This is a genomic window from Pseudomonas duriflava, from assembly GCF_007830155.1.
GTDB classification, from domain to species: domain Bacteria; phylum Pseudomonadota; class Gammaproteobacteria; order Pseudomonadales; family Pseudomonadaceae; genus Chryseomonas; species Chryseomonas duriflava.
The window spans coordinates 243,152-269,731 of record NZ_VLKY01000004.1 but is presented as its reverse complement, the minus strand read 5'-3'; the positions used below and the strand labels follow the sequence as shown (position 1 = coordinate 269,731).

The 26,580-nt window shown below is 55.2% G+C and carries 24 protein-coding genes; 10 read left to right on the top strand and 14 right to left on the bottom strand.

What is annotated here, in order from left to right; translation table 11 throughout:
* Positions 1 to 35 precede the first annotated feature (35 nt).
* The gene (locus IQ22_RS07625; protein ID WP_145140452.1) at positions 36 to 602 is read right to left on the bottom strand and encodes a GNAT family N-acetyltransferase; all 567 of its coding nucleotides are present in this window, start codon (positions 600 to 602) and stop codon (positions 36 to 38) included.
* A gap of 290 nt (positions 603 to 892) precedes the next feature.
* On the opposite strand from IQ22_RS07625, the gene IQ22_RS07620 reads away from it, so the two are divergent.
* Complete coding sequence (locus IQ22_RS07620) at positions 893 to 4,369, top strand: PAS domain-containing hybrid sensor histidine kinase/response regulator (protein ID WP_145140449.1); 3,477 nt, start codon at positions 893 to 895, stop codon at positions 4,367 to 4,369.
* Positions 4,370 to 4,772: 403 nt separating this feature from the next.
* Here the strand turns inward: IQ22_RS07620 and codA are convergent, their stop codons facing one another.
* Both codA and codB read right to left on the bottom strand, forming a co-directional pair.
* Complete coding sequence (gene codA, locus IQ22_RS07615; protein ID WP_145140446.1) at positions 4,773 to 6,029, bottom strand: cytosine deaminase; 1,257 nt, start codon at positions 6,027 to 6,029, stop codon at positions 4,773 to 4,775.
* A 202-nt stretch (positions 6,030 to 6,231) separates the two neighbouring features.
* Positions 6,232 to 7,506 carry a cytosine permease gene (gene codB, locus IQ22_RS07610; RefSeq protein WP_145140444.1) on the bottom strand — a complete coding sequence of 425 codons (1,275 nt, stop codon included), beginning with the start codon at positions 7,504 to 7,506 and terminating at the stop codon, positions 6,232 to 6,234.
* 390 nt (positions 7,507 to 7,896) lie between these two features.
* On the opposite strand from codB, the gene IQ22_RS07605 reads away from it, so the two are divergent.
* A complete protein-coding gene (locus IQ22_RS07605) occupies positions 7,897 to 8,121 on the top strand; it encodes a hypothetical protein (RefSeq protein ID WP_145140441.1) in 225 nt (74 codons plus the stop codon).
* A 196-nt stretch (positions 8,122 to 8,317) separates the two neighbouring features.
* Here the strand turns inward: IQ22_RS07605 and IQ22_RS07600 are convergent, their stop codons facing one another.
* Positions 8,318 to 9,076, bottom strand: coding sequence for a TerC family protein (locus IQ22_RS07600; protein ID WP_145140438.1), 759 nt, complete (start codon positions 9,074 to 9,076; stop codon positions 8,318 to 8,320).
* Between the two features lie 563 nt (positions 9,077 to 9,639).
* Here IQ22_RS07600 and IQ22_RS07595 point away from each other — a divergent pair.
* The 6 genes from IQ22_RS07595 (at position 9,640) to IQ22_RS07570 (ending at position 14,640) form a co-directional block, all read left to right on the top strand.
* Entirely contained in the window at positions 9,640 to 10,104 is a 465-nt protein-coding gene (locus IQ22_RS07595; RefSeq protein ID WP_244309008.1) for a 3-phosphoshikimate 1-carboxyvinyltransferase, read from the top strand.
* Between the two features lie 753 nt (positions 10,105 to 10,857).
* On the top strand, positions 10,858 to 11,070 hold the full coding sequence (locus tag IQ22_RS07590; RefSeq protein WP_145140435.1) for a hypothetical protein: 213 nt from the start codon (positions 10,858 to 10,860) through the stop codon (positions 11,068 to 11,070).
* 57 nt (positions 11,071 to 11,127) lie between these two features.
* Positions 11,128 to 11,739 carry a paraquat-inducible protein A gene (locus tag IQ22_RS07585; RefSeq protein WP_145140671.1) on the top strand — a complete coding sequence of 204 codons (612 nt, stop codon included), beginning with the start codon at positions 11,128 to 11,130 and terminating at the stop codon, positions 11,737 to 11,739.
* Positions 11,736 to 12,353 carry a paraquat-inducible protein A gene (locus IQ22_RS07580; RefSeq protein WP_145140433.1) on the top strand — a complete coding sequence of 206 codons (618 nt, stop codon included), beginning with the start codon at positions 11,736 to 11,738 and terminating at the stop codon, positions 12,351 to 12,353. Before IQ22_RS07585 ends, IQ22_RS07580 begins: the two co-directional genes overlap by 4 nt.
* Positions 12,343 to 14,016, top strand: coding sequence for a PqiB family protein (locus tag IQ22_RS07575; RefSeq protein WP_145140430.1), 1,674 nt, complete (start codon positions 12,343 to 12,345; stop codon positions 14,014 to 14,016). The genes IQ22_RS07580 and IQ22_RS07575 overlap by 11 nt, the downstream gene beginning before the upstream one ends.
* 3 nt (positions 14,017 to 14,019) lie before the next feature.
* The gene (locus IQ22_RS07570; RefSeq protein ID WP_145140427.1) at positions 14,020 to 14,640 is read left to right on the top strand and encodes a PqiC family protein; all 621 of its coding nucleotides are present in this window, start codon (positions 14,020 to 14,022) and stop codon (positions 14,638 to 14,640) included.
* A 163-nt stretch (positions 14,641 to 14,803) separates the two neighbouring features.
* Here the strand turns inward: IQ22_RS07570 and IQ22_RS07565 are convergent, their stop codons facing one another.
* The gene (locus tag IQ22_RS07565) at positions 14,804 to 15,745 is read right to left on the bottom strand and encodes a LysR family transcriptional regulator (RefSeq protein ID WP_145140424.1); all 942 of its coding nucleotides are present in this window, start codon (positions 15,743 to 15,745) and stop codon (positions 14,804 to 14,806) included.
* Between the two features lie 85 nt (positions 15,746 to 15,830).
* On the opposite strand from IQ22_RS07565, the gene IQ22_RS07560 reads away from it, so the two are divergent.
* Positions 15,831 to 16,259 carry a DMT family transporter gene (locus IQ22_RS07560; protein WP_145140422.1) on the top strand — a complete coding sequence of 143 codons (429 nt, stop codon included), beginning with the start codon at positions 15,831 to 15,833 and terminating at the stop codon, positions 16,257 to 16,259.
* Positions 16,260 to 16,270: 11 nt separating this feature from the next.
* Positions 16,271 to 16,744, top strand: coding sequence for a DMT family transporter (locus IQ22_RS07555; protein ID WP_208733617.1), 474 nt, complete (start codon positions 16,271 to 16,273; stop codon positions 16,742 to 16,744).
* 7 nt (positions 16,745 to 16,751) lie between these two features.
* On the opposite strand, the gene hutG is transcribed toward IQ22_RS07555, so the two are convergent.
* The 9 genes from hutG to IQ22_RS07510 all read right to left on the bottom strand — a co-directional run bounded on the left by hutG (position 16,752) and on the right by IQ22_RS07510 (position 26,495).
* Positions 16,752 to 17,570 carry an N-formylglutamate deformylase gene (gene hutG, locus IQ22_RS07550; protein ID WP_145140419.1) on the bottom strand — a complete coding sequence of 273 codons (819 nt, stop codon included), beginning with the start codon at positions 17,568 to 17,570 and terminating at the stop codon, positions 16,752 to 16,754.
* A complete protein-coding gene (gene hutI, locus IQ22_RS07545; RefSeq protein WP_145140416.1) occupies positions 17,563 to 18,771 on the bottom strand; it encodes an imidazolonepropionase in 1,209 nt (402 codons plus the stop codon). The genes hutG and hutI overlap by 8 nt, the downstream gene beginning before the upstream one ends.
* A 51-nt stretch (positions 18,772 to 18,822) precedes the next feature.
* The gene (locus tag IQ22_RS07540) at positions 18,823 to 19,629 is read right to left on the bottom strand and encodes a quaternary amine ABC transporter ATP-binding protein (protein ID WP_145140413.1); all 807 of its coding nucleotides are present in this window, start codon (positions 19,627 to 19,629) and stop codon (positions 18,823 to 18,825) included.
* On the bottom strand, positions 19,626 to 20,477 hold the full coding sequence (locus IQ22_RS07535) for an ABC transporter permease (protein WP_145140410.1): 852 nt from the start codon (positions 20,475 to 20,477) through the stop codon (positions 19,626 to 19,628). The genes IQ22_RS07540 and IQ22_RS07535 overlap by 4 nt, the downstream gene beginning before the upstream one ends.
* A gap of 85 nt (positions 20,478 to 20,562) precedes the next feature.
* A complete protein-coding gene (locus tag IQ22_RS07530) occupies positions 20,563 to 21,504 on the bottom strand; it encodes an ABC transporter substrate-binding protein (protein ID WP_145140408.1) in 942 nt (313 codons plus the stop codon).
* A gap of 130 nt (positions 21,505 to 21,634) precedes the next feature.
* Positions 21,635 to 23,305, bottom strand: a complete 1,671-nt coding sequence (hutU, locus tag IQ22_RS07525) for a urocanate hydratase (RefSeq protein WP_145140405.1) — start codon at positions 23,303 to 23,305, stop codon at positions 21,635 to 21,637.
* 211 nt (positions 23,306 to 23,516) lie between these two features.
* A complete protein-coding gene (locus IQ22_RS07520; RefSeq protein ID WP_145140401.1) occupies positions 23,517 to 24,305 on the bottom strand; it encodes a phosphate/phosphite/phosphonate ABC transporter substrate-binding protein in 789 nt (262 codons plus the stop codon).
* Between the two features lie 12 nt (positions 24,306 to 24,317).
* Positions 24,318 to 25,352, bottom strand: a complete 1,035-nt coding sequence (locus IQ22_RS07515) for an ABC transporter substrate-binding protein (protein WP_145140397.1) — start codon at positions 25,350 to 25,352, stop codon at positions 24,318 to 24,320.
* A 168-nt stretch (positions 25,353 to 25,520) separates the two neighbouring features.
* Entirely contained in the window at positions 25,521 to 26,495 is a 975-nt protein-coding gene (locus IQ22_RS07510; RefSeq protein ID WP_145140394.1) for an isopenicillin N synthase family dioxygenase, read from the bottom strand.
* Between the last annotated feature and the right edge of the window lie 85 nt (positions 26,496 to 26,580).

Here is a 26,580-nt window from a genome sequence, read left to right as displayed (position 1 = left end):
TGGTGGCCAGGCCAGCTTATGAATAGCCATAAAGATCAATTGAAGGAAGCTTCAAGCGCAGCCTTGACGGAGGGCCATTCCCGGTCAGTGATGCTGTACATCACGGTGTCGTCTAGCCGACCATCGGCCAATCGGCGATGGTTACGCAGTAACCCTTCTCGAGTCGCCCCTAGTTTTTCAATGGCACGCTGTGAGCGCAGATTACTCGCCGCCGTCTTGATCTGCACACGTACCAGGCGCCACTGTTCAAAGGCATGACGCAGCATGAGGTACTTTATGTTGGCATTGAGCCCACTGCCATGCTGCTCACGATCGAGCCAAGTCCAGCCAATTTCAGCCGCAGGAAGCGCCGGTAGAAACTCTGCAAAGCGTGTCGTGCCGATCAGCCTGTCACCCAGCCGGATCGTAAAGGGCAACGACCGGCCCTCACGCTGCTCGGTAATTGCCTGTCGATACCAGTCCGGCCGGAAGGGACCGCTGATATAGTGCAGCTCCTGCCGATTAAGATCGGCGAGGCTAACCAGTTCCAGCACGTCGCTTTCCATCATAGGCTCGAGACGAAGCGCACCGCGCTGCAGGGTAATGGGATGCGCTTCGAACATGGCGCCACTCTCCTTAATAAAACCGTATCACGCTAACAGCCCTCGGTTGTTGGCTCAACCGCACAGTCCGCCAGGTGACAATTGCCTGACGGCGCATCCCTTTGATGAGAAAATCACTACGGGTTCTCCAAGGTTTACTGATCATCGGCGGAACGACAATAAAACGCCTACCCCAAGGGAACGAAGGGGAAAGGCCAAAGCGGCGCGCCAGACAAGGCTGCCTACGAATAGATGCTTAGAATTGACCGATTGCCTATCACTATAGGCCCGAAGAAGTCATAGGAGTTCGCATGTCACTCTCCAGCGGGCTGATTGCTGCCGTTGCTCTTCTTTATATGGCAATTCTCTTTGCCATCGCTTTTTATGGCGATCGCCGCCAGAAGCCGCTCCCTCCTCGCCTGCGGGCTTGGGTATACAGCCTGTCGCTGGCCGTGTACTGCACCAGCTGGACGTTTTTTGGGGCTGTAGGCCAAGCGGCCGATCAACTATGGTCGTTCCTGCCAATCTACCTGGGCCCGATTCTGTTGCTGCTTATCATGCCGCGTCTGGTCAAGAAAATGATCATGATCAGCAAACAGGAAAACATTACCTCGATTGCAGATTTCATTGCAGCGCGCTATGGCAAATCGCAGGGGCTAGCCGTCGTGGTTACCTTGATCTGCCTGGTAGGGATCCTGCCCTATATTGCCCTGCAGTTAAAAGGCATCGTCATTGGAGTTAATCTGTTAACTGGGGCTGGTGCCGAGTCGTCAGGCATGCGGGCGCAAGACACGGCGCTAATCGTGTCGCTGGTACTTGCTGTGTTCACGGTTCTGTTCGGCACACGCAACCTGGATGTGACCGAACACCACCGCGGCATGATGCTGGCTATTGCCTTCGAATCAATCGTTAAGCTGCTAGCCTTCCTGGCTGTAGGTGTGTTTGTGACCTATGGCCTGTATGACGGCTTCGGCGATCTATTCAGCCAGGCGCGCTCATCTCCGGATCTAGCCGTGTACTGGCAGGAAACCATGGATTGGCCGGCGCTTCTGGTACAAACCGGCGTAGCACTCACGGCAGTCATGTGCCTGCCACGACAGTTTCATGTCACGGTCGTGGAAAATACTGATGCCCAGGATCTCAATCTGGCACGCTGGGTCTTTCCAGGCTATCTGGCCTTGGCTGCCTTGTTCGTAGTACCAATCGCCCTGGCCGGGCAATTGCATTTACCGAGCGGCGTCTTACCCGACTCGTTCGTGATCAGTCTGCCATTGGCCGAAGCTAACCCGATGCTGGCCCTATTAGCCTTCATTGGCGGTGCTTCGGCGGCTACCAGTATGGTAATTGTCGCCACGGTTGCCCTGACTACCATGCTGTCCAACGATATTCTCTTGCCCTGGCTGTTCCGCAAGCAAAAGGTAGAACGTCCTTACGAAGTCTTCAGCCACTGGTTAGTGACAATTCGTCGGGTCACTATCGTAGTCATCCTGCTGCTTGCTTACTTGTGCTATCGCTTGCTGGGTTCTACGGCCAGCCTAGCCACTATTGGCCAGATCGCCTTTGCCGCAATTGCGCAGCTCGGCCCGGCCATGGTCGGAGCGCTGTATTGGAAACAGGCCAACCGCCGTGGCGTATTCGCTGGGCTCGCCGCCGGGGCCTTTTTGTGGGCCTACACGCTGGTGTTACCCGTCATGGCCCAAGGATTAGGCTGGCCGCTGGAGAGTTTTCCCGGCATGACCTGGCTTACCCAGAATCCGTTTGGACTGCCCTTCAACCCCCTGACCCAAGGCGTACTGCTGTCATTGACCGGTAACTTTCTCCTGTTTTTCCTAGTATCGAATCAGGTTCGTCCTGGGGTATCCGAACACTGGCAAGCTGGCCGCTTCATCGGCCAAATGACGTCAGCGCGCCTAAGCACCCGTTCATTGTTGGCCGTGAAGCTGGAAGACTTGCGCATGCTGGCAGCCCGTTTCGTGGGTGACGATCGCGCCCGGCAGAGCTTTATCCGTTTCGCCGACCAGACTGGCTTGACGTTCAGCCCACACCAGAATGCCAATGGCGAGTGGATCGCCCATACCGAGCGCCTCCTGGCTGGCGTTATCGGCGCCTCTTCGGCGCGTGCCGTAGTCAAGGCCGCAATCGAGGGACGCGACATGCACGTCGAGGATGTTGTGCGCATTGCCGACGAAGCCTCGGAAGTGTTGGAATTCAACCGCGCACTGCTACAAGGCGCTATCGAAAATATCTCTCAAGGCATCAGTGTCGTGGATCAATCTTTACGCCTCGTAGCCTGGAACCAACGCTATCTTGAGCTGTTCGATTATCCGGACGGCATGATCCAGGTCGGGCGACCGATTGCTGAAATAATCCGCTACAACGCCGAACGTGGCTTATGTGGCCCCGGGGATCCTGACGAGCATGTGGCGCGGAGAGTGGATCGGATGCGCCAAGGCATCGCTCATACTTCCGAACGGCAATTTCCTAACGGGCGCGTGATCGAACTCAGCGGCAAGCCCATGCCAGGCAGGGGCTTCGTTATGAGCTTTACGGATATTACTGCCTTCCGAGAAGCCGAACGCGCCCTGCGGGAAGCTAACGAGCGTCTGGAACAACGTGTGGAAGAGCGGACCCGCGAATTGTCTCAACTCAACCAGGCCCTGACCGAGGCCAAGGGCAATGCTGAAGCGGCAAACCAGTCGAAGACCCGCTTCCTGGCAGCGGTGAGCCACGATCTGATGCAACCACTTAATGCTGCTCGCTTGTTCAACGCTGCGCTGACCCATCACGAGGGCCTTCCCTCCGACGCACGGGAGCTGGTCAACAACATGGACTCGTCGCTTCGCTCAGTCGAGGATTTGATTGCTGATCTTCTGGACATTTCTCGCCTGGAAAGCGGCCGCGTCAAAACCGAACTCACTACCTTTCCAATCAATACTCTTTTCGACACGTTAGGAGTGGAGTTCCGTGCTCTAGCCCAGCAGCAAGGAATCGATTTCCACCTTTGCGGCAGCCGACTGGTAGTTGAAAGCGATATCAAGCTGTTGCGCCGTGTCTTGCAGAACTTCCTGACCAATGCTTTTCGCTATGCTCGAGGCCACGTGCTTCTTGGCGTGCGCCGCCAAGGCGGTCATGTATTGCTGGAGGTCTGGGACCGAGGCCCTGGTATTCCTGAGGATAAACGTCAGGTGATCTTTGAAGAGTTCAAACGCCTCGACAGTCATCAGACGCGCGCTGAAAAAGGACTAGGGCTTGGTCTCGCCATCGCTGACCGCCTTTGCCGGGTTCTGGGCCATACGCTGGAGGTACGCTCCTGGCCCGGCCGTGGCAGCGTTTTCAGCGTACGCGTGCCTCGTGTCGCTGAAGTACCCAAGGCAGTACCTTCTGTAGCACTGGCTGAACCTATTACGGAGCCCTTACCAGGGGCACTTGTCCTATGCATCGACAACGAGGACAGCATTCTTACCGGTATGAGAAGTTTGCTTAGTCGCTGGGGATGTGAAGTCCATACTGCACGCAATCAGGAAGAATGCGAACAGCTCCTGGCTTCAGGTATACGCCCACATATTGTACTGGTGGACTTCCATCTGGACGATGGCAATACCGGGCTCGACCTTATGGTCTGGTTGCGCACTCGACTCGGACATACGCTACCGGGCGTTGTGATCAGTGCAGATGCACATCCGGATCGCATCAGTACCGTACAAGCAGCACGCGTGGACTTTCTACCCAAACCGGTAAAACCAGCTGCGTTAAGAGCCCTGGTCAGCCGCTACCTGACCCTGCGCTGAGAAAATGAGGATTCAAATTTTTAGGAATAAAGAATTCTGCAAAATAATCGCAAAAATTTCTTGCATTTTGATGAAGCCAAGCGTGATGCGGTCTACAAGGGTAATCCACAGAAGCTGTGGATAACTCTGTAGAAAACATGGTGGAAAGGTCGCGCAGGCTAGGAAGAATCGGGGCTTCGGTTAAACTGTCCATTTTTTAACCAACAAAAAAAATCCTTTAAAATCATATAGTTGCACAACAAGTATTCTTATAATTTTTTTTATCCCTAGGTAAGCGAAGCGCTTGACAAGTGAATTAGTGCTTGTGCACAAGTCATTTTTATAAGGGTTGACTGCTGGCCGTTTTTAAGGTTAGCCACCAGCCAACTGTGAGAAATTATTCCACTTCCGACCAGCGGAACGATTAGAGAGCCACGCGGACTTGAGCAGGGGTACGGCTCATCAAAACCTTTCCGGCGCGAACGGAATACAAGGGCAAGCCCTGGCTGCGAATCATCTCATAATCATCTGGTGCAGAAAGAATGAGCAGGTTGGCGGGACGCCCGACTTCCACCCCGTACTGATCTCCCAGACTCATCGCCCTAGCACTATTTACCGTCACCAAATCCAATGCACGCTGCAGATCGGAATACCCCAGCATGTGACAAATATGCAGACCCGCTTCCAAAACCCGGAGAATGTTGCCATTTCCGAGTGGATACCAGGGGTCGACAATGGAATCCTGCCCGAAACAGACGTTCATGCCTGCGTCCAGCAGCTCCTTGACGCGCGTTACGCCACGCCGTTTGGGAAATGTATCGAAACGGCCTTGCAGATGGATGCTTTCGGTCGGGCAGGAAACGAAACTGATCCCGGAACGTCCTAGCAGACGAAACAGTTTGGAGCAGTAGGCATTGTCATAAGATCCCATTGCCGTCGTATGGCTGGCCGTCACTTGAGCGCCCATTCCACGGCTACGGGCCTCTTCAGCCAGTACCTCAAGAAAGCGCGAATGTGGATCATCCGTTTCGTCGCAATGCACATCGACCAGACAGCCGGTCCGCTCGGCCAGATCCATAAGAAACTTCACGGAGCTGACGCCCTGCTCCCGCGTGTACTCAAAATGAGGGATACCGCCGACCACATCCGCGCCAAGTCGAATGGCCTCCTCCATCAACTCGCGGCCGTGGGGATAAGACTCGATGCCTTCCTGGGGAAAGGCTACGATCTGTAGGTCAATCAAATGACTCGTTTCTTCTCGAACCTCCAGCATGGCTTTAAGCGCTGCCAGGCTGGCATCGGTCACGTCCACGTGGGTACGAACATGTTGGATACCATGGGCCACCAGCGCTTCGATTGTCTTTTTCGCACGTTGCTTGGTGTCTTCCCCGGTAATGGTGGCCTTGCGTTCCCCCCAGCACTCAATGCCTTCAAATAAGGTGCCACTCATATTCCAGCGAGGCTCACCGGCTGTGAGAGTGGCATCCAGATGGATATGAGGCTCGACAAACGGAGGGACGACCAAATTACCCTGGGCATCTAGCGTCTCAGCTTCATGAGAAGTAAGTAGAGGAGCAGCAAGCGAAGACGCTTGAACATCGACAGCCGCAATACGTTCTTTCTCCAGGCGCACCGTGAACAAGCCTTCATGGTTGCGTAGACGGGCATTGATAATATTCATAAAGCTCTCCTCAGGCAGGCAGCCGCTAGATCATCAGCGCGACGGCAACATCCAAACGGTTATAAGTGTTATCCGATGACAGGGTATTTAGCGCTTCTATATGCTGAAGGCCAACGAACCGGACTGGTCGCGCCGGCCTCCCCTACTTCGAGCCAGAGCAGTTCCAGTCTGGGCAGGGCCAGTACATCCTTGGTGCTAAAATTCATGCGCTCGCACGCGCCTCTATGACTACTCGTGTCTTGAGCACGGTGCACATGACTATATAAGCCAGAGCGGCTACTAGAATGCCAACAACAGGCGCTACCCAAGGTGCCAGGAAGGCTCCTAAGACGCCTACACCATAAGCCAGCAGGCCTATCCAGTTAAAAGCAGGCAACTCGGCCGTGGCCAGGAGCGGATACTGCCCTTTATGTCGAAAGAAGAAATCCGCAGCGATTACGCCCCCCAAAGGCGGAATCACGGTGCCGAGTACAACAAGGTATGGTACGAGCATGTCGTACATGCCGAGCAAGGCCAACGCTGTACCTATGGTTGCTCCTACCAAAGTCACCGTACGTCGACGACGGGTACGCACCAAGTTGCAACCCGCTACGGCAAAATTGTAAATCGTATTGTCTTGAGTGCTCCATAAATTGAGCATGAGCATAGCGACCGCAGCCAGTGAAAAACCTTGGAGCAGTAGAACTTCGACCACATCGGGCTGTTGATAGACAATAGCGCCATAAGCACCAATCAGCACCATCAAGCCATTTCCAACAAAGAAGCCTCCTAGACTTGCCCATACAGCAACCTTGCCGGAACGCGCAAAGCGGGTCCAATTAGTAGCCTGGGTAGCACCGCTGACAAACGTTCCGAAAACCAGCGTGATTGCCATACCAATATCCATCTGCCCGGTGGGTACTACCGCCATCAAGCCTGCAAGACCGCCAATCTTGTTCGTAGCAACCCACATGGACAGTAATAAAAGCAAACACATGGCCGGCACAGCGATATAAGACAGGATTTCTAAACCTCGGTAGCCAATGTAAGCCGTGGCGCAGAAACCAAACCCGAATATCACCATAAGGATTAATACGGTAGTTTCGGAAAGCCCAAAAAACTTTCCCAACACCACAGCCACCGTAGCTGTTCCCCAGGCATACCAGCCTACCTGGGTAAAACCCAAGAGGAGGTCCGATAACTTACTTCCTACCTCTCCAAAACAGAAACGACCCATCAGGACAGAATTCAACCCGCTTCGATATGCAATGTATCCGAGTACAGCTGCATAAATGCCTAAGAGCAGATTGCCCACGGTCACGATCCATAACAGAGAAACAAAATCGAAGGCAACGCCGATCTTGCCGCCGGCAAACATGGTGGCGGTAAAGAAGGTAAATCCCAACAAAACCAGGGAGGTTGACCATAATCCTTTGCGCGACGACAACGGCACTTCGCTAAGCGGAAAGTCGTCTTCGTGAGTGTCTGTCTGACTCATGGTAGATCTCCGGGCCGATGATTGATCAGCGGAGAGTGCGAAGCGCGTGCCAGATCAAAGCACTTCACTCCGTCTTCTTTCTGGCACAGGTTTCGTTGGGCAACCAGCACAATTTCTGGCTTTCAGAAAGACATTCAGGTTACGATATGCGATGGCTACGCACAAAAGCTGACCACTCTTCAAGCCTTTCGCCTTGAAATGGTTCATTGCGGGCTCTATTTAAGGGATATTGTTTTCCCTTCCCTCCTCTGGCGTCATGCCTTTTCTGACTCCTTAGTCAGGCCTTACTCACAAATTGGCAAAAAGCTTGCATGAGAGCTTTTATCCATGCAGCAATTTGACGCGTGCTGCTGTCATATCCGCGTCATCGACTTATATTAAAAAAAGACTATGAATATATATCAGCAAACCCAAACCGCCATTCAGGCTCTTTCTAGTGCATTTGCACCGTTCGACTGCGTTATTGCCGCACCGAGCAAGAAAGGATTTTCATTCATCATTGTCAATGAGCATGGCGTAGCGCGTCATACCCAGCGACTTTATCAGGAAGAGTACAGCTGCCCTACACGGTTGCAGTCGGTCATCGAGCGTGCCCGCAAGGCCATCAACGCGTAACATCTTTCTTTATGCCTGTCCGACACGCGCCGCCCGGCAGCGTGATACGGTCAGCAGAGTTTGCCCTTTAGCTTGCTCCATCCAGTCTGACTGACGCAGCCCTTCTGCAGTAAAATCTTTTGCTTTTTCCCAAAAAACCCGTAGCGGCCACGAAGCGACACACTACGGGAAGACGAGGGAAAAAGAAGCGAGCTGCTTACCCGTTCCGCTGCTGCTTTCGCTTAGCCCGACGCGACAACATGTTCAAGCCTTCAATGACAGCTGAGAACGCCATCGCTGCATAGATATAGCCTTTAGGCACATGGGCGCCAAAGCCTTCAGCGATCAATGTCATGCCGATCATGATTAGAAAGCCCAGGGCCAGCATGACAACGGTTGGGTTGTTGTTGATGAAGCGAGCTAAAGGATCCGAAGCCACCAGCATCACGGTAACGGCCACAACGACCGCAATGACCATAATGGGCACATGCTCCGTCATCCCGACGGCCGTAATGATGCTGTCGATAGAGAAAACCATGTCCAGCATGAGAATCTGAACGATGGCCGAGGCGAAACCCATGGTTACGGCATTCTCTGTCGACTTGCCTTCGAATAGATCGCCTTCCGGAGCAGGGTCAACGTTGTGATGGATCTCTTTGGTTGCCTTCCAAAGCAAGAACAGACCACCGGCAATCAGGATCATGTCCTTCCAAGAGAAGCCCTGGCCAAACAACTCGATAACCGGCTCGGTGAGCTGTACGATCCAGGCGATGGTGCCCAACAATCCCAGCCGTAATACCAAGGCCAAGCCGATTCCGATCCGTCGTGCCCGGGTGCGCATATGCTCGGGCAGCTTGTTGGTAAGGATCGAAATAAAAATCAGGTTATCAATGCCGAGCACGACTTCCATCGTAATCAGCGTAGCCAATGCCACCCAGGCGGTTGGGTCGGCAGCAAGCTGCATTAGGTAATCCATGTAGCCTCTCTTAGTAAATGAAGACCTTTAAACAACTACTTAAGCATAGTCGCTAAAGGCAGCATCTACCCTGAGGCATCTGGCGAAGAGTCGTGTGAAAATTTCGTGAGTTAGCCGCCTGGATTTGTATCAAATCATGGAGACCCGAGGCTCCTTTGTTTATAGGCATTTTGGCATAACCCAGTTTTGGTTTAAGTGGAAATGTGAAATGGCACACATTTCCACAAGTGGAAGATTTTTATACTGCTATGCCTTGTGTTTGCTATCTCTGCAATCCAAGTAACAAATTCAATAAAAAAGAACTAAATTAACTCGACCGGTCTAATTGAGCCGAAAACTCAAAAAGCAAACATGATGTTTTGCCTTTTGACAGTCCTTGATTGATCTATTCGCCTGTCCTCTTTCAGAAGTGAATAGGAGCACGGCTTTCTACGGATTCGGCCGAGCATGCCGGTTTTGAAACAACTGCCTATACGACAAGGATAGAGCCAGCCTGGTTATTTAGTGCCAGGACATCAGCACCCAGATCGCAGATACGCGTATGTAGTACGGGAGCAATACGGATGCAGGAAAATAATACCCACCCTCATAGTAATTTTGCACAGACCTCTCTAGAGCAAGCCCCACAACAGAGAACAGATAAATTTGTTCAAGGTCTTAAGGAGCGCTTGCCGGTTCATTTGAAAGACTCTTTTACTCCTGATCAACTAGCAGCCCTTCAGCTGATCTTTGGAGCCCGCGCATGGGGCCGCCATACGCTGGATTACCGTACCAACCTTACCTTCTGGCGAAAACGCTATTATTTAATTCTACTGGCGGGCCATAGCAGCTCAGCCCCCACTCGGAATTCGTCCGAAGTCAGTCTGTTCCTTAAAGCGTTCATTACAGGCCTGTTGATGCTCTGCTCGCTTGTCGCTGCCACCGTACTTGTTGTTCTAGTGTTGTATCTAATGAAATCTGCCTTGAACATTAACTACCTGCCAGACTTCTCGTTTGGTGTGTGGGATAGCTTCAAGGATATCCTCTAGCGCAGCGCTGTCTCCTGTTGAACAATTGGCGAGCATGAAGCCACGCTGCTCCTGGTTTGTGCTCGCCCTAACGCATAAAGCATCATTAAAGCGCTATCTGACCTCAGCCATGAGTTGAGTGTCCGGCGTATCCTTGCGTTTTCTAGCGCCCGCTGCGCTCTCGACCCTGCTGCCCTCCGTAGAATCCTGCCAGCCTAGGGCCGTCCTGCGTTCGTTCCTTTCGAAACCATGACAACATGCAATACGGTTTTTTAAACGCTTGCCAAATACCATCCAAACGCCAAAAATCCATGTTTACCTAAATCGTATGCGCCAGAGGGAAGTTCTTCTTGAAGTCTGAGCGTCAGTACACTTGTAGTGCAAAAGCCCAACACAACATCGTTCAGGTGGCCATCAAGCTCTTCAGACGCTCCGGCTTCAGGTGCTTTGCAACCTGGAATATGGTTCAGGAGGTCGGTAGAGAGCTATCACCTGTGGGTTACCATTTCGCTAATAGTCCTGCCTGGTCCCACCTTGATGCCATACCCTTTACTCAGTACGGTGTTGGCTTTTCTTCAATAGGTCAACATTGATGCCGGCCCGCTGGTCTTGCTCAAGCCCATCGCCCAGCGAGACTGTGCTGGCCAGAGGCAAATAGAAACGTCTAACCGCCATGCTTCTGTTTATTACGTCTTTTCATTTATGCCTTTTCCAGAGGATCACCATGCCCTATTACACAATCCGGCTTTATCTAACCGGTGCGGCTACCCCGTCATGAGCGACCAGCGTCATGATATTCGCCTCCTTGATCTGCTTCTGGCGTTGACTGCCAGCTTCGTCCTGCTTCTGGCACCCTTTGAGCAGGCGGGAGGCTATACGGACCCTATGGATTTCACTCACTGTGCAATACACCTGACAGCCTTGCCCTTCCAAGGATTGAGCGAAAGGGTCATGCCGTCTGTCCTAATGAGTGTGGTGGGCGCTTAGTGAAGCATCACTGCCCCGGTTTCAGCCCTTCAGGCTTGCACAGTGAACAACGCGACCATGACCCGACCTGCTGACTGGATCATTTGCGAACATTGCGACTCGGTCTATCTCCGAACACTGCTCGCCAAAGGCGAATCTGCCCACTGCATACGGTGCAGTGCCCTGCTTGAGCGCGGGCGCCGGTTCAATATCGAGCAATTGCTTGCTCTAACCGTCGCAGCCGCCATTCTGTTTGTATTCGCAAATGTCTTTCCGGTCATTCATATCAGTCTGCAAGGCCTGAGCAACGAGGCTACGCTGTGGCAGTCCGTCGAGGCCCTGGCGCAAGGCCGTATTACAATGATCGCCCTGGTAGCAGGAATCGCCATCATTTTGGCTCCCCTGCTGCAAATCCTGTTGCTGGGCTGGGTGCTAGGCCATGCCTATGCGGGGCAGATCGCCCCCGGCTTCAAGCTGTGCATGCGTTCGCTCGAACATCTACGCCCCTGGAGTATGCTCGAGGTCTGTCTGCTGGGTATTCTGGTTTCTATCGTAAAGCTGGCGGGCATGCTGCACGTCTCGCCCGGTATGGGGTTATGGGCGATGGCAATGCTGACTGTGCTGATTTTGCTTATTGCAGGCAAGGACATCCGCCGACTCTGGGATGACCTGGAGGTAACTTCCCGATGAATACACCGCCTTATGCACGGGAGCTTGGGCTGTGTCTTTGTCATACCTGTGGTTATGCCTGCTCGCTTGATGCCCATAAATGCCCACGCTGCGAGTCGGTGGTGCATGCACGCAAAACCAACAGCCTCGCCCGTACCTGGGCGCTCCTTCTTGCTGGGCTCATCTTTTACATCCCGGCCAATCTGCTCCCCGTGATGTTCACAAATATGCTCGGTAGCGGCAGCGAAAACACCATCATGAGTGGCGTGATCGAGTTTTGGAAAGGCGGATCGTGGGATATCGCGCTGCTGATTTTCATTGCCAGTATTGCAGTGCCCTGCGTGAAGTTTGCCGTACTCGGAACGCTGTTGATTACCTGTCAGCGCCGCAGCCGCTGGGCCATGCGTGAGCGGGCAAAGCTGTATCGTTTCGTGGAGCTGATTGGCTACTGGTCGATGCTCGACGTATTAGTTGTCGCCTTGGTAGCGGCTCTGGTGCAATTCCGGACGTTGAGCAGTATCGAGCCGCGAATCGGCATTTTGTTTTTTGGTCTGGTTGTTGTGCTGACAATGCTGGCCGCCATGAGTTTTGACCCCCGCCTGATCTGGGACGCTGAGGTAAATGATGTCCGCTAACCAACCTTCCTCCTCTATACCTGCCCCCCCTAGCCCAGAGGTGAAGAAACGCCGCTTCAGCATTTCGCTGGTCTGGCTGGTACCCATCGTGGCAGGGCTTATCGGCCTGTCCATGGTGATCCACAGTATTTTATTAGCCGGTCCGCAAATCCAGGTCAGCTTCGAAACGGCCGAAGGCCTGGAGGCCAACAAGACCCAGGTCAAGTATAAGAATGTTGTCATTGGCATTGTTACGGATATTGTTTTGAGCGAGGACCGGACCCATGTCACGGCCACCATCGAGCTAAACAAGTCTGCTCAGCCGTTTACCCGTGAAGACACCCAATTCTGGGTGGTGCGCCCCCGCATCGGGACCAGTGGAATATCCGGCTTCGACACGCTACTGTCAGGTACTTTTATTGGCGCAGACGCGGGCCGTTCGGAAGTCACTAAAAAAGACTTTATCGGCCTGGAAAACCCGCCTGCGGTTACTTATGGCGAGAAAGGCAAGCGCTTTACGTTGCACACCGATGACCTGGGTTCGCTGGATATCGGATCACCAGTGTATTACCGGCGTATCCAGGTAGGCCAGGTTATTGCCTATAGCCTGTCTCCAGATGGCAAAGGCGTCGACATTCAGGTTTTCATCAATGCGCCTAACGACAACTTCGTGACGGACGACTCGCGGTTTTGGAATGCCTCGGGCGTTGACGTTACGGTGGGTGCCAACGGAGTGCGGGTCGACGCTCAATCACTTTCTTCCATCGTGGCAGGAGGCATCGCCTTCCGCGAACCGAATTACAGCCCCGACGCCAAACCGGCCAAGGAGCATCATGAATTCACGCTGTTCAAGGACCAGCAGATGGCCTTGTCGCCTCCTGATGGCGAACCACGCTACGTGCAGATGCGCTTCGATCAATCGTTACGCGGCTTGAGCGTGAACGCACCGGTCGAATTCCTGGGCGTAAACATTGGCCGAGTCGTTTCCGTCGATCTGGACTACGACCCCGTCTCCAAAGACTTTCCCGCCGTGGTCGGAGCGGTTATCTATCCGAATCGATTGGGAAAAGCTCATGACAAACTGGTGCAGAGCGTTGGAGGCGAGAGCGAAGAACAGACAGCCCACCTGCTCAAAACGCTGGTAGATCGTGGGCTGCGCGCCCAGGCCCGTACAGGAAACGTCCTGACGGGGCAGCTTTATATCGCCTTTGCCTTTGACCCCAAAGCGCCCAAAGTCAAGTTCAACCCTAGTACCAAGCCCTTGCAGGTGCCGACCGTACCCGGCAGCTTTGATAAGTTACAGGAACAGTTGCAGGCTATGATCGATAAGATCAGCAAGCTGCCCATCGATCAGATTGCTACCAACCTAAACGGCAGCCTGGCAGAGTTGCAAAAGACAATGAAACAGGTGAACGGCGAAATGTTGCCGCAGATGCATCAAACGCTGGCGCAGGCCCAGAAGACATTGGAAACCGCCAATACGACTCTTGCGGAAGACTCACCGGAGCGCCAGCAGCTAACGCAGGCCTTGGACGAGGTTCAGCGTACCGCACGCTCTGTCCGGGTACTCTCCGACTATCTGGGACGTCATCCAGAGGCCTTGCTACGCGGACGTGCCAAAGAGGCGGCCCCCAAGTCCTATGAGGGCACATCCACCTCCCGCGATATTGAACAGGAGCCGTAAACCATGACCTTTCTTCGCTCACTGGCCGTGGGTACGACTCTGCTAGGCGTAGCAGCCTGCAGTTCAGCACCAACTCGCTACTACACTCTTATTTCACCGATGACGCCGGTTTCAACAGCTGTCTCGAACGAGAAGGCGCCTTTCCAACTGGAAGTTCTGCCAGTGCGCATGCCGGTCCAGGTGGATCAGCCGCAGCTGGTTGTCCGCCAGAGCAATGGCAGCCTGGCCATATTAGAGACCGAACGCTGGACGGCGCCGCTGGCAGACGAATTCCACGATGCCCTGGCCAGCCAGCTGGAGCAAAGCTTGGGAGTCCGTGATCTGGCAGGACTGCCCAAGAATGCCGGACTGCCTATCGTCAGCTTGCGTACTGATGTACGACGTTTCGATTCAGCGCCGAATAGCTATGCGTTGATTGATGTAGTCTGGAGTCTGGGCCTACGCGGCGAAGGCACTACCCGACGCCATCTCACGTGTAGCAGCGTGGTTCGGCAGCCTTCCGGCGAGGGTTTCGAAAATCTGGTGCTAGCCCACCAGCAGGCAGTAAATCAGCTGGCGGAGACCATTGCCCAGACCGCCAGGGCGTGGGTACTACGGGCGGAGACACCCTGCCCCTCTCGCTAACGACCCGTACCGTGTCTGGCTCAGTTTTACTATGAGCCGGACACCTTTCAACAGGACTAACCGGCCAGCTCCAAGGCGTTCGTATTGATAAGCACCAGCCTTATTGGCTAATTCCTTTTCAAGGATCATAGGGGCATGTTTACCAGCAACACCCAGTAGTTGCTTAGAGTTGCTGCCAGGCATCCCAGTAAGGAGGATCACCGAGATATTCGAACAGGAAGTCCAGAAAAACCTTTACTTTGGTGGAACGCAAACGATTCTCTGGGTAGATGAGATGGATGGCATTAGTCTCCAACTCTTCGGAGCCTTCCCACTCTGTCAGAAGCGGAACCAACGCCCCGCTACGCAGGGATTTATAGACCAGCCAAGTCGGAAACAGCACGATCCCCTCGCCCATGATTGCCGCCTCCAGCAGGCTTTCCGCATTGTTGCTGCGGAAACTGCCTTGAGCCGGATAAGCACGGAACGCAGCAGACGCCTCGGCACGGAAGTACCACTGCCGCGTGCCTCGTACTCCCTTGTAGACCAGGCAATTGTGATGTACGAGATCCTCTGGCCGTTGAGGATTGCCGTGCCGCTCCAGATAAACCGGCGCAGCGCAAACCATGAAACGCTGCATGCCTAGCGGACGCGCTACCAAGCTCGAATCGTCCAGCCGCCCAACACGAAAGGTAACATCGGCCCCTTCTTGTACCGGATCGATAAATGCATCCGTCAGCGTCATCTCAACGTCGATCCGCGGGTAACGCTTCTGAAACTCGACTAATAAAGGCACCAGATGCAGGCGACCCAAGGCGATAGCGGCATTGAGCCGGAGCGTGCCGCTCGGCTCGGCCGTATCGCCGTCAATTTGCTCGGCGGCCATGTCCAACTGTGCCAGTGCCTCTCTTACCTGCAGGTAATAGCGCTGCCCCGCCTCGGTCAGCCGTACCGCACGAGTGTGTCGGTACAAGAGTCGCTGCCCCAAGGCTGTTTCTAGCGCGGAGATATGCCGGGAGACCGAAGAAGCAGGCAGGTGAAAGTCTGCAGCTGCCTGAGTAAAGCTGCCTGCCGAGGCGACGCGAACAAATAGCCGTAATGCCACCAACGAAATGGAATTGTTCATAAGACAATAAAGTTTTGCTGAAGAATCGATTGTTCGAATTATGACAACTTTGTAGCGTAGCGCATTGTTTTTAGCAGGAATGAACATGCAACACGCATTGATTTTACTTTTGGTACTGGTCGCCGGAATGGGACTTTCTATAGAGGCCGGGCTGCTAGGTCCGCTTGGTGAAGAAGTCGGCCATTTCTCAGCCACGCTTTCTATTTTTCTCGTTGGCGCTTCGCTGCTGACTTTTGCGCTGATATTCGCTCGTCCCAGGATGAGTGAAATGTTCCGCCAGCCGCGCTGGCTTCTGGTCGGCGGCATTTTGGGACCGATCTATGTTGTAGTTTTGACTATCGCAACGCCGCTCATAGGTGTGGGCATGACCATGGTAGGCATTCTCTGCGGCCAGGTCGGCGCCAGCCTAGTCATCGATCATTACGGACTGCTCGGCAGTGCACGTCGCCCCGTCGATCAGTATCGCGCTCTGGCCTTCGTACTGATTCTTGCAGCCCTCTGGCTGATTCACTGAGGTAACGTTTTATGCTGCTATTTATCGTTTTGCTGGCCGTGCTCGGTAGTGGCGCCGTGCTTAGTGCCCAGTCATCTATCAACGGGCGTCTCGGGGCGAAAGTAGGTGTTCTTGAAAGCGCCTGGCTCACCTTTGCTAGCGGCGCGCTGTTGACCTTCCTATTGATGTTCTTTTTCGAGACGCCTCATGCAGAGACTTTATTCACCGCTCCCAAATGGCAACTCATTGGTGCTCTGTTTGGCGTGGTGTATATGCTGGCCATGGTATTCGCCATTCCCCGTGTCGGCACAGCCGCCGCTACGGTAGCCGTTATTACAGGGCAACTGCTGATGAGCCTGCTAATCGACCACTTTGCCTGGCTGGGGAATACCGAACGCCCGCTCGACTTATCCCGCCTGGCCGCCGTCGCCCTGCTGTTCGGAGCGCTGATATTGATCTATCAGAGCAACTCTCGACAGGAGCGTGTAACCCCGGTCGAAAACTAGCAGATCTCTATTTGCCAAGCCCCTTATTACCGTAGTGTGTTTGCCCCCATGCCAACATTTCGCCAAGCAGTGCCCTGAGTACTGCTTGCGTACTGTTGGCTAGGTCTTCTCGGTATGCAAACGGCTCGACCTCATCCATATAAGTGCTCTGCGCCAGTTCCAGTTGCACAGCATGAATACTCGCAGCCGGATGGCCGTAGCAACGGGTGATATGGCCACCTTTGAAGCGTCCATTGAGGACATAGGTGTAGCCTTCTGCCCCAGCACAAATTGCCTCAAGGCGCTCGGCCATATCCGGCGCACAACTCGCGCCATTGAAGGTACCCAGGTTGAAGTCTGGTAGCTTGCCTTCAAACAGACGCGGAATATGCGAGCGGATCGAGTGTGCATCGAACAGGAGCGCATAACCAAACACCTGCCGCATACGCTCTAACTCAGCGGCCAGGGCCCGGTGATAGGGACGCCATATTTCGTCCAGGTATCGGGCGCGCTCTTTGGCCGATGGGGCCTTACCCTCCAGAAACAGCGGCTCGCCTTCAAATAGCGTATCGGGATACAAACCGGTCGTGGCACCTGCATAAAGCGGCGTGTCGTCCTCTGAGCGGTTCAGGTCGATCACGAAGCGAGAATAATGGGCGCTAAGTACACTGGCACCCAGCTCGGCGGCGAAGTCATACAGCCGTGGAATATGCCAGTCGGTATCCGGCAGGCTGCGGGCTGCATCAACCAGACCCGCTTCAACGGCGGGCGTTAACTGCGTTCCGGCATGGGGCATGCTGATCAGTAGCGGTACTCGACCCTGCATAAACGTTAGAACGTTATCCATGAGTTATCTCCTTGCCGTGATAAACGATGCGCTTGGGTAAATCCCCGCCTAACCAGTAGGCTAGGTCGGCTGGTCGCTCGACCTCCCAGGCAATGAAGTCGGCCACCTTACCGGCTTCCAGCATGCCATGAGACTTTGCCAGGCCCAGCGCCTTGGCAGCATGGGTGGTGACGCCCGCCAGGGCTTCTTCCGGGGTCAGGTGGAATAATGTGCAGGCCATGTTGAGCATCAGCCGCAAGGACAAAACAGGTGAGGTGCCAGGGTTCATGTCTGTGGACAAGGCAATAGGCACACCTTCCCGGCGCAGCGCATCGATAGGCGGAAGCTTCGTTTCACGCAGCAGGTAGAACGCGCCGGGCAAGAGAACAGCAACCGTACCGGAGGCAGCCATAGCCTTCACGTCGGCTTCCGTCATGTATTCGAGGTGATCGGCCGACAGCGCCTGATAGCGCGCCGCCAAGCTGGAACCGCCCAGGCTCGATAGCTGTTCGGCATGCAGCTTGAGCGGCAGGCCCAACGCCTGCGCTGCTTGAAAGACACGCTCGACCTGCGCGGGCGAAAACGCCAGGTGCTCACAGAAAGCGTCTACTGCATCGACCAGTCCTTCATTGGCCAGAGTGGGCAGGATCGTCTCGCAGATATACGTCACGAACTCATCGGATCGCCCAACATATTCAGGCGGTAAGGCATGGGCCGCCAGACAAGTAGCACGTACCGTCAAGGGCAGCGCTTGGCCCAACTGCCGCGCCACACGCAGCATCTTGCGCTCGGCATCCAGATTCAGCCCATAACCGGATTTTATTTCTACGGTAGTCACACCCTCGCGTAGCAGACTCGCCAGTCGCTTCCGAGCGCCAGCAAATAGCTCCTCTTCACTGGCTTCACGGGTAGCACGTACTGTGCTGGCGATGCCTCCGCCCGCCTTGGCAATTTCGGCATAGCTGACGCCTTGCAGGCGTTGCTCGAATTCGCCGCTGCGGTTGCCACCAAATACGGTATGGGTATGACTGTCAATTAACCCTGGCGTGACCCAGGAGCCCTTGAGATCATGGGTTTCGTCATAGGGTTGGGCCGGAACGGCACGGCGCGGGCCGATCCATTCGATACGGTCATCCTGGGTAACCAACGCCCCGTCTTCGATAGTGGAATAGGCACCGTCTTTCATCGTGGCGAGATGGCAGTGTTGCCAGAGGCGTTTCATAGTGGTGCTCCTTGCTGAAAAAATGAAGGCGACCCTGGCTGCGCATACGCTCTACCCAACCCGCCGCTGTACAAAGCGGTTCACATAGTCGTCTGCCGGCTGGTCGAGGATTTCTCGCGGTGTACCAACCTGGATCAATTGACCATCGCGCAGGATAGCAATGCGATTGCCGAGGCGCAGAGCCTCGTCGAGATCGTGGGTAATAAAAACGATGGTTTTATGCAAGGTACGCTGCAAGGCCAGGAGCTGATCCTGCATCTCGGCGCGGATAAGCGGGTCGAGGGCGGAAAAAGCCTCGTCCATCAGAAGAATCTCGGTATCTGCTGCCAACGCGCGGGCCAGTCCGACGCGTTGGCGCATACCGCCGGAAAGCTGATGCGGCCACTTACGCTCGTACCCCTTCAGTCCCACGGCGTCGATCCAATGCATGGCCCGCTCATGGCAGGTAGCTTTGCTCTCGCCCCGGATCTTGAGGCCATAAGCTACGTTGCCAAACACGCTCTTGTGCGGCAACAGGCCAAAGCCCTGAAAAACCATGCTGACTCGGTGCCGACGAAAATCCCGTAGCCGCGGCATGTCGTAAGTGAGAATGTTCTCGCCATCGACACGGATCTCACCGCTGGTAGGATCGATCAGCCGATTGAGATGACGCACCAGGGTCGACTTACCTGAGCCAGACAACCCCATGATGACGAAAATCTCGCCCGCCTCGATAGCCAGGGACAAGCCGTTAACCCCTACTACGCAGCCCGTCTGCGCTAATACATCGTCCTTGCTCAGCCCTTGTTTCAGAAGAGCCAATGCAATGTCTTCCTTGCGACCAAAAATCTTGTAGACGTTATCAACAACAATCTTCATCGCTCAGCCTCATAGCGCGAACGCCCGTAGGCCTGGGTGATGCGATCAATAACCACGGCCAGAATGACGATAGCGAGACCCGCTTCGAGCCCTTTACCTACGTTTAGCGTCTGAATACCGACCAGCACTTCTTCACCCAAACCGCGGGCACCGATCATTGAGGCGATAACCACCATGGACAGCGCCATCATGGTGGTCTGATTGATACCGGCCATGATGCTGGGCAGGGCTAGCGGTAGTTGCACGCCGAACAGCTGCTGCCAGGGATGAGCGCCGAACGCATTGACGGCTTCCATAACTTCCCTGTCGACCTGGCGGATCCCCAAATCAGTCAGACGGATCAGAGGCGGCGCAGCGTAGATCACCGTGGCAAAGATGGCGGGAACCTTGCCCAGGCCGAACAACATAAGCACAGGGATCAGGTACACGAAACTGGGCATCGTCTGCATGATGTCGAGCAGAGGCAGTAGCACAGTACGCAGCCGATTGCTGCGGGCACACAGGATGCCCAGGGGAATACCGATCACGACGGCGATGAGTGTGGCGACCAGCATGAGTGCCAAGGTCTGCATCAGCTTGTCCCACAGGCCAACCGCGCCCACCAGAAACAGCAGGCCAGTTAAAACGATGGTTGGGACGAGACGGCGAGTCGCGTGGTAGGCGATACCTGCCACGATGATCAGGAGCAGCCACCAAGGGGTAGCCCTGAGCAGCCCCTCGATCTGGACAATAACCTGAAGCAAGGTATCGGAAAGGTGACGAAACAGATCGCCATAGTGTGTGACCAAGGCATCCACCCAGCCATTGACCCAATCGGCGATGGAAAAGGTAAGGGAGTCAGGAAACATGGGAGGCCTCCTTCCGGGCGGCGAGCCAGACTACTACCGGCTGCAAGACCGGCCTTGTCGGATTTCGGCAAGCACAGCACACCATTTAAAGCGCCGCCTCGATCTTTTGAGCTGCAGCTCTGTTTACCCAGGCTTTCCATATATCTGGATGCCTTTTTATAAACTCGCGGGCTGCTGTAGGAGCCTCCTGCTTTTTCTCAGCCTGCTCCGCCAGTGCCGTGTTCAGCAGGTCAATGGGCACGTTGACCTTTTCCAGTACAGCTACCAGCTCTGGAGCGTCACTATAAAATGCCTTGGATAACCCGACCTGAACCTGAATACTTTTGTCCACGCCCGGCCTTTCCTTTAACTTGACCATGTCGACCCGGCCCAATAAAGGGGTGGGCGACCAGTAATACGTCAGGATCGGCTGCTTGCGCTTGAAGGCCGAGACGATAGCTGCATCTAGCGCCGGCCCGGTTCCAGGGCGAAAATTGGTGTAAGTGCCTTCCAGACCATAATCTTTAAGCATGCGGGTATTTTCCAACTCACACGTCCAGCCGGCTGGGCAGTTATAAAAACGACCCTTGCCAGGCTCCTCAGGATCACGAAACAGCTCGGCGTATTGAGGTAGATCACTGATGGCGTTAAGGTCCGGTGCCTTGGCATCAGGGCCTTCGATCAGGTAGCGCGGTACGTACCAGCCCTCCGTTGCACCCTTGATCGGCGCACCGACACCTACAACCTTGCCAGCCTCAGCTGCCTTGTTCCAGACCTCGCTACGCCCGACCCACTCCTCGGCAAAGATCTGGATATCATTGGTCGACAGTGCCGACTCCAGCGTAATCGAATTACCCGGCACGCTATCGACCCGGCAGCCATAACCCTCTTTCAAGACGATCGACATCAGTTCGGTGATCAAGATGCCGCTTTCCCAGTTCACGCCAGCAAATTTGACCGGTTTGCCTGACTCACACCACCCTGCTGCCTGAGCGGAACCGGCTGCTACGAGTAGTGCTACTGCCATTCCTGCTATCCGTATACGCATCGCTGAGATTCCTCCGGTCTGATCCATCGAATCCGCTCGGGCGGATATCATGACTATCAGCGATACGACAGCGAGACGGGCAAATGACTCAACGGGAGCGGCTCGGGCCGCTTCGCCGTATTACGGCTTCTCAAGTGATCATTGGCAGGTTGAGCCCTTGTTCTTTCGCACACTCAATGGCGATTTCATACCCGGCATCAGCATGACGCATCACACCGGTGGCCGGATCGTTATGCAGGACTCGGGCTATACGCTCGGCAGCTTCGTCGGTGCCGTCACAGACGATGACCATTCCTGCATGCTGCGAGAAGCCCATACCTACCCCACCGCCGTGGTGCAAGGAAACCCAGGTCGCCCCGCTAGCCGTATTGAGCAGCGCATTAAGCAGCGGCCAGTCGGAGACGGCATCGGAGCCATCGCGCATGGCTTCGGTCTCACGATTGGGACTGGCGACCGAGCCGGAGTCCAGATGGTCACGGCCGATTACGGCCGGCGCCTTCAATTCGCCGCTGCGCACCATCTCGTTGAAGGCCAGACCCAGCTTGGCCCGCTGGCCGAGGCCGACCCAACAGATACGCGCCGGCAGGCCCTGAAAGCTGATGCGCTCCCTGGCCATGTCCAGCCAGCGGTGCAAGTGAGCATCGTCCGGAATAAGCTCTTTGACTTTGGCATCGGTCTTGTAAATGTCGTCAGGGTCGCCTGACAGCGCTGCCCAGCGGAACGGCCCTACCCCCCGGCAAAACAAGGGCCGGATATAGGCCGGGACGAAGCCAGGAAAGTCGAATGCCTGCTCAACGCCCTCATCCTTGGCCATTTGCCGGATGTTGTTGCCGTAATCAAAGACCGGTACTCCCATCTTCTGAAAGGCCAGCATAGCCTCTACATGCTCGGCCATAGACTGTTTAGCCGCCTTGACTACAGCTGCCGGCTCGGTTTTGCCACGGGCGCGGTAGTCGTCCCAGGTCCAGCCCTTGGGGAGATAACCATTGAGCGGGTCATGGGCGCTGGTTTGGTCGGTCACCATGTCCGGTCGTACACCGCGACGCACCAGTTCCGGCAAAACCTCTGCCGCATTGCCATGCAAGGCGATGGAAACCGCCTTGCCTTCAGCCGTATACCGCTCAAGGCGTGCCAGCGCGTCGTCCAGATCCTTGGCCTGCTCATCCACATAACGGGTCTTCAGGCGGAAGTCGATGCGGCTCTGCTGACATTCAATATTCAGCGAGCAGGCGCCTGCCAGCGTCGCGGCCAGCGGCTGCGCTCCTCCCATCCCTCCTAGACCAGCAGTCAGCACCCAGCGGCCGTTGAGGTTGCCTTCGTAATGCTGGCGTCCAGCCTCAACAAAGGTTTCATAGGTTCCCTGAACAATGCCCTGGCTACCAATGTAGATCCAGCTGCCAGCCGTCATCTGGCCGTACATCATCAGGCCCCTGGCATCGAGTTCATTGAAGTGCTCCCAATCTGCCCAATGCGGTACAAGGTTGGAGTTAGCAATCAGTACGCGTGGAGCGTTCGAGTGGGTTTTGAACACGCCGACCGGCTTGCCCGATTGCACCAGCAGGGTTTCGTCGGCCTCCAGTGCTTTCAGCGCAGAGACGATAGCGTCAAAGCATTCCCAGTTACGAGCTGCCCGGCCGATACCACCGTAAACAACCAGCTCGTTGGGATTCTCCGCCACCTCTGGATCGAGGTTATTCATCAGCATCCGCAGCGGCGCTTCGGTCAACCAGCTTTTAGCGTTGAGTTCGGTACCACGCGGGGCGCGAACAGTGGTGTCACGGTAACGGGTAGGCTCGGACATAACGGCTCCTGGGGTTCAAACGTAACAGAACAATGCATGTATTAACTTGTATATACAAGCAAAGCAAATACAGGGCCAGCTAAGAGCTAAGCCCTGTTATTCAAAGTAAACGCTTGCCTACCAGTACCACCTAACCTGAAAACGCTCGTAAAAAGAGCCACTGCGCGCTTTAAGGGGGCACAAAAGAGTGGAGAAATAGCACCGACCCGGCTTATGCCACGATGGGATACCCCGCCGCGACAGCATTGTGTTTCGCCTGAAGAATGCTGTGGTAATCCTCAAGCGAGGCAGGTACAAATCCGGTAATAGCCAATGTTTCAGCCAGCTGTGGCCGCTCTTGTAATACGGCGTTCAAGGCCGCTAGCACCTGTTCGCATTCTTCGGCGCTACGATGCAGGGCTGTAATGATAGGCAGCGCAGGCGTAAGGGCCGTTTGTTGGAGGCAACGAACATCCTTCAGGCGCTCCGGCGCATACCGCTCCAGATACCCCCAGGTAACGGCATCAATGGCCGACAACTCTGCGTCTCCCTGACTGATAAGCACCAGGCTGTTCACATGGGCCTCGCTGACCTTGACCTCGCCGAAGAAGCGCCCTCGTTCAGCCAGAGGCGCTACCTCCTGCCGCAGCAGATTCATGCCGCTGTTGGAATCCAGCGCATTGAGAACGATCTTGCTGCCGCGAAAATCGGCCAGCGTGGCGCGTACATCATCGGCCCGAACCACGATGAAACTGGAGTGCTGATTACCCTGGCAGCCCGGCAGGGCGTAACAAGGGGTAGCGACTACCTGCACACGCTCCTGTAATCGCGTCATCACAGGATAACCGCAGCTTTGTGAAAACAGGAGATCAGGATCGGTCCACTGGGCATACAGGTCATCCGGCGGCAGCTGCTGCCCCGCAATACCCAACCGCTCGAACACGGCGTCAATAAAGGCCTCGCTGGCCTCACGGATACAAGCCGGCTCGGTATACATCGGCAGGCTGGAAAATACAGGCATTGAACCCTCCGGTTATTGATCTTTTAACGCCGCATCCACACGGGCCACAGCCTCTTCAGGCATCCAGGCAGACCAGAGTTCACGATGCTGCTTGAGAAAAGCGAGGCTCACCTTATCAGCGTCCTGATGCTTTCCTGCCATATCGCCCAGGATTTGATTGAAGAGCGGCAGCGGCACCTGCACCTTTTCAAACAACTGCACCAGTGCCGGAGCCTTGTCGTGGAAGTCACGCGAAACGCCAATCGTGATTTTTGCTGGCAATGAGCGCGACGGTTTGGGTGCCGGATTCCTGGGGTCGGACAGTGTCTCCCAGGCCTCCTCACTAAACGGTGGCTCTTCCAGCTGGACAAGCTTGAAGCGTCCCATCAGCGGTGTGGGCGACCAATAATAAAACAGGATCGGCTCCTGACGGCGGATGGCGGTACTGATGGCGGTATCCAGCGCTGGCCCCGTGCCGGTGCGGAAATTCGTGTAGCTGTCGGTCAGCTGGTAGGCCTTGAGCTTTTGCGTGTTGACGATCTCGCAGGTCCAGCCGGTAGGACAATTATAAAAACGTCCCTTGCCTGGAACTTCCGGGTCCTTGAACAAGGCCTTGTACCTGGGCAGGTCATAAACTGACTTGAGCCCAGGTGCCTTAGCCTCAACGCCGTTTTGTGGATCGCCTTTGACCACATATTCCGGCACCCACCACCCCTCGGTAGCGCCCTTTACCGTTTCCCCCACAGCAAACACCTTGCCGGCCTTTTCCGCAGCCCGCCAGGACGGACTACGCCCAGCCCATTGCTCGCCGGTCACTTGAATATCGTTTTGCGCCAGGGCGTTTTCCAGCATCACGGTATTGCCTGGGATCGCATCCGTCTTGCAGCCATAGCCCTTTTCGACCAAAAAGCGCAGGAGTTCTGTAGTAAACATACCGCTCTCCCAGTTAAGTCCGGCAAACACTACCGGCTTGTCATAGGGACAGGTCGCCTCAGCGGCCCGGGCACTGTGTACCGTGCCCAAGGTAGACGCCAGCGTAACAACCAGGACAGGCAGAGGGATGCGCATGCAGTGCTCCTTATGGTCTGGTGGTGAACCGTGCCATCAGAATACTCAGAGTGACGGGATTCTTCTGGATAGAACGCAGCGGCGCGCAAAAGCTCAATTCATTACACCGACTCGGCCTCCCCCCCTTTGCCTTGTCTCACCCGTAGGCGAGACAGGAGGCTAATTGTGTCAGGCCTCGGCCTTTGTTTTTTTCCGGTAGGACATGGAATCGTCGATACGCTTGAGGATGTAGTCACCTGCCGCCACGGGCGGGTACAGGCTGGTAGCCGGATCGATCCCAAGATCACAGGGGTCCACAATGGCGCTGTAGGTTGGATCAAAAAAGGTCGCGATGGAGTAGCGTTCGTGGCCGGACTTATTGATGACGCGATGTAGCGTCGAGCGGAAGCGGTCGTTTGACCAGCGTGCCAGCAGGTCGCCTACATTCACGACCAGGCTGCCTTCGATAGGCGTGGCGTCAATCCAACGCTGTGTTCCCAGTTCACGCACTTGCAGACCGCCGCTGTTGTCCTGATAGAGCAACGTGATGCAGCCATAGTCGGTATGCGGGGCCACGCCGAACTGGTCCGCTTCGGCCATGGGAGGATGCGGGGGGTAGTAGACCATCTGGGTGCGTTGCAGAGGCTTGGTGTATTTGTCGACGAAGAAATCCTGTTCGATCCCCAGCCCGACGGCCACGGCGCGTAAAAGGTCCGCACCGGCCAGGCCAATCTCGTGATAATAGGCGCCCAACGCCTCCCTGAGCCCGGGCATGAAGGCTGGCCACTGGTTCGGCCCCCGCAAGGCTTCGCCCGCCAGTACACATGGATCATCCTCCGGTAATTCCAGACCGATACTGAAGAACTCTTTGTAGTCCGGCTTGGTGGCCTCGTACATCAAAGCCCCGCCCAAGCTATGAAAACCCCGATGTCGTGTATTAACTGCGACCTGCCTTTTGATTTCGGTGGGGTATGCAAAGAACTCACGGGCGGCGGCCATCGCGCTCTCGATCACAACCAACGGGACGCCGTGATTGACGATGTAAAAGAAGCCGGTTTCTGTGCAGGCCTGCCGAATGGCCCTGCCGGCGCGTTCGAGACTGGAGGCGTTACCTTCACGAACGCCTGACATATCGATGATGGGCAGCGTAGATAACACAGACATGGCAAGGGCTTCCTTAGAGAGGCAAAGGACAGATCATGGCTGGCTATAGGAACGCTCGCATGACCATTACTGTATATACAGGCAA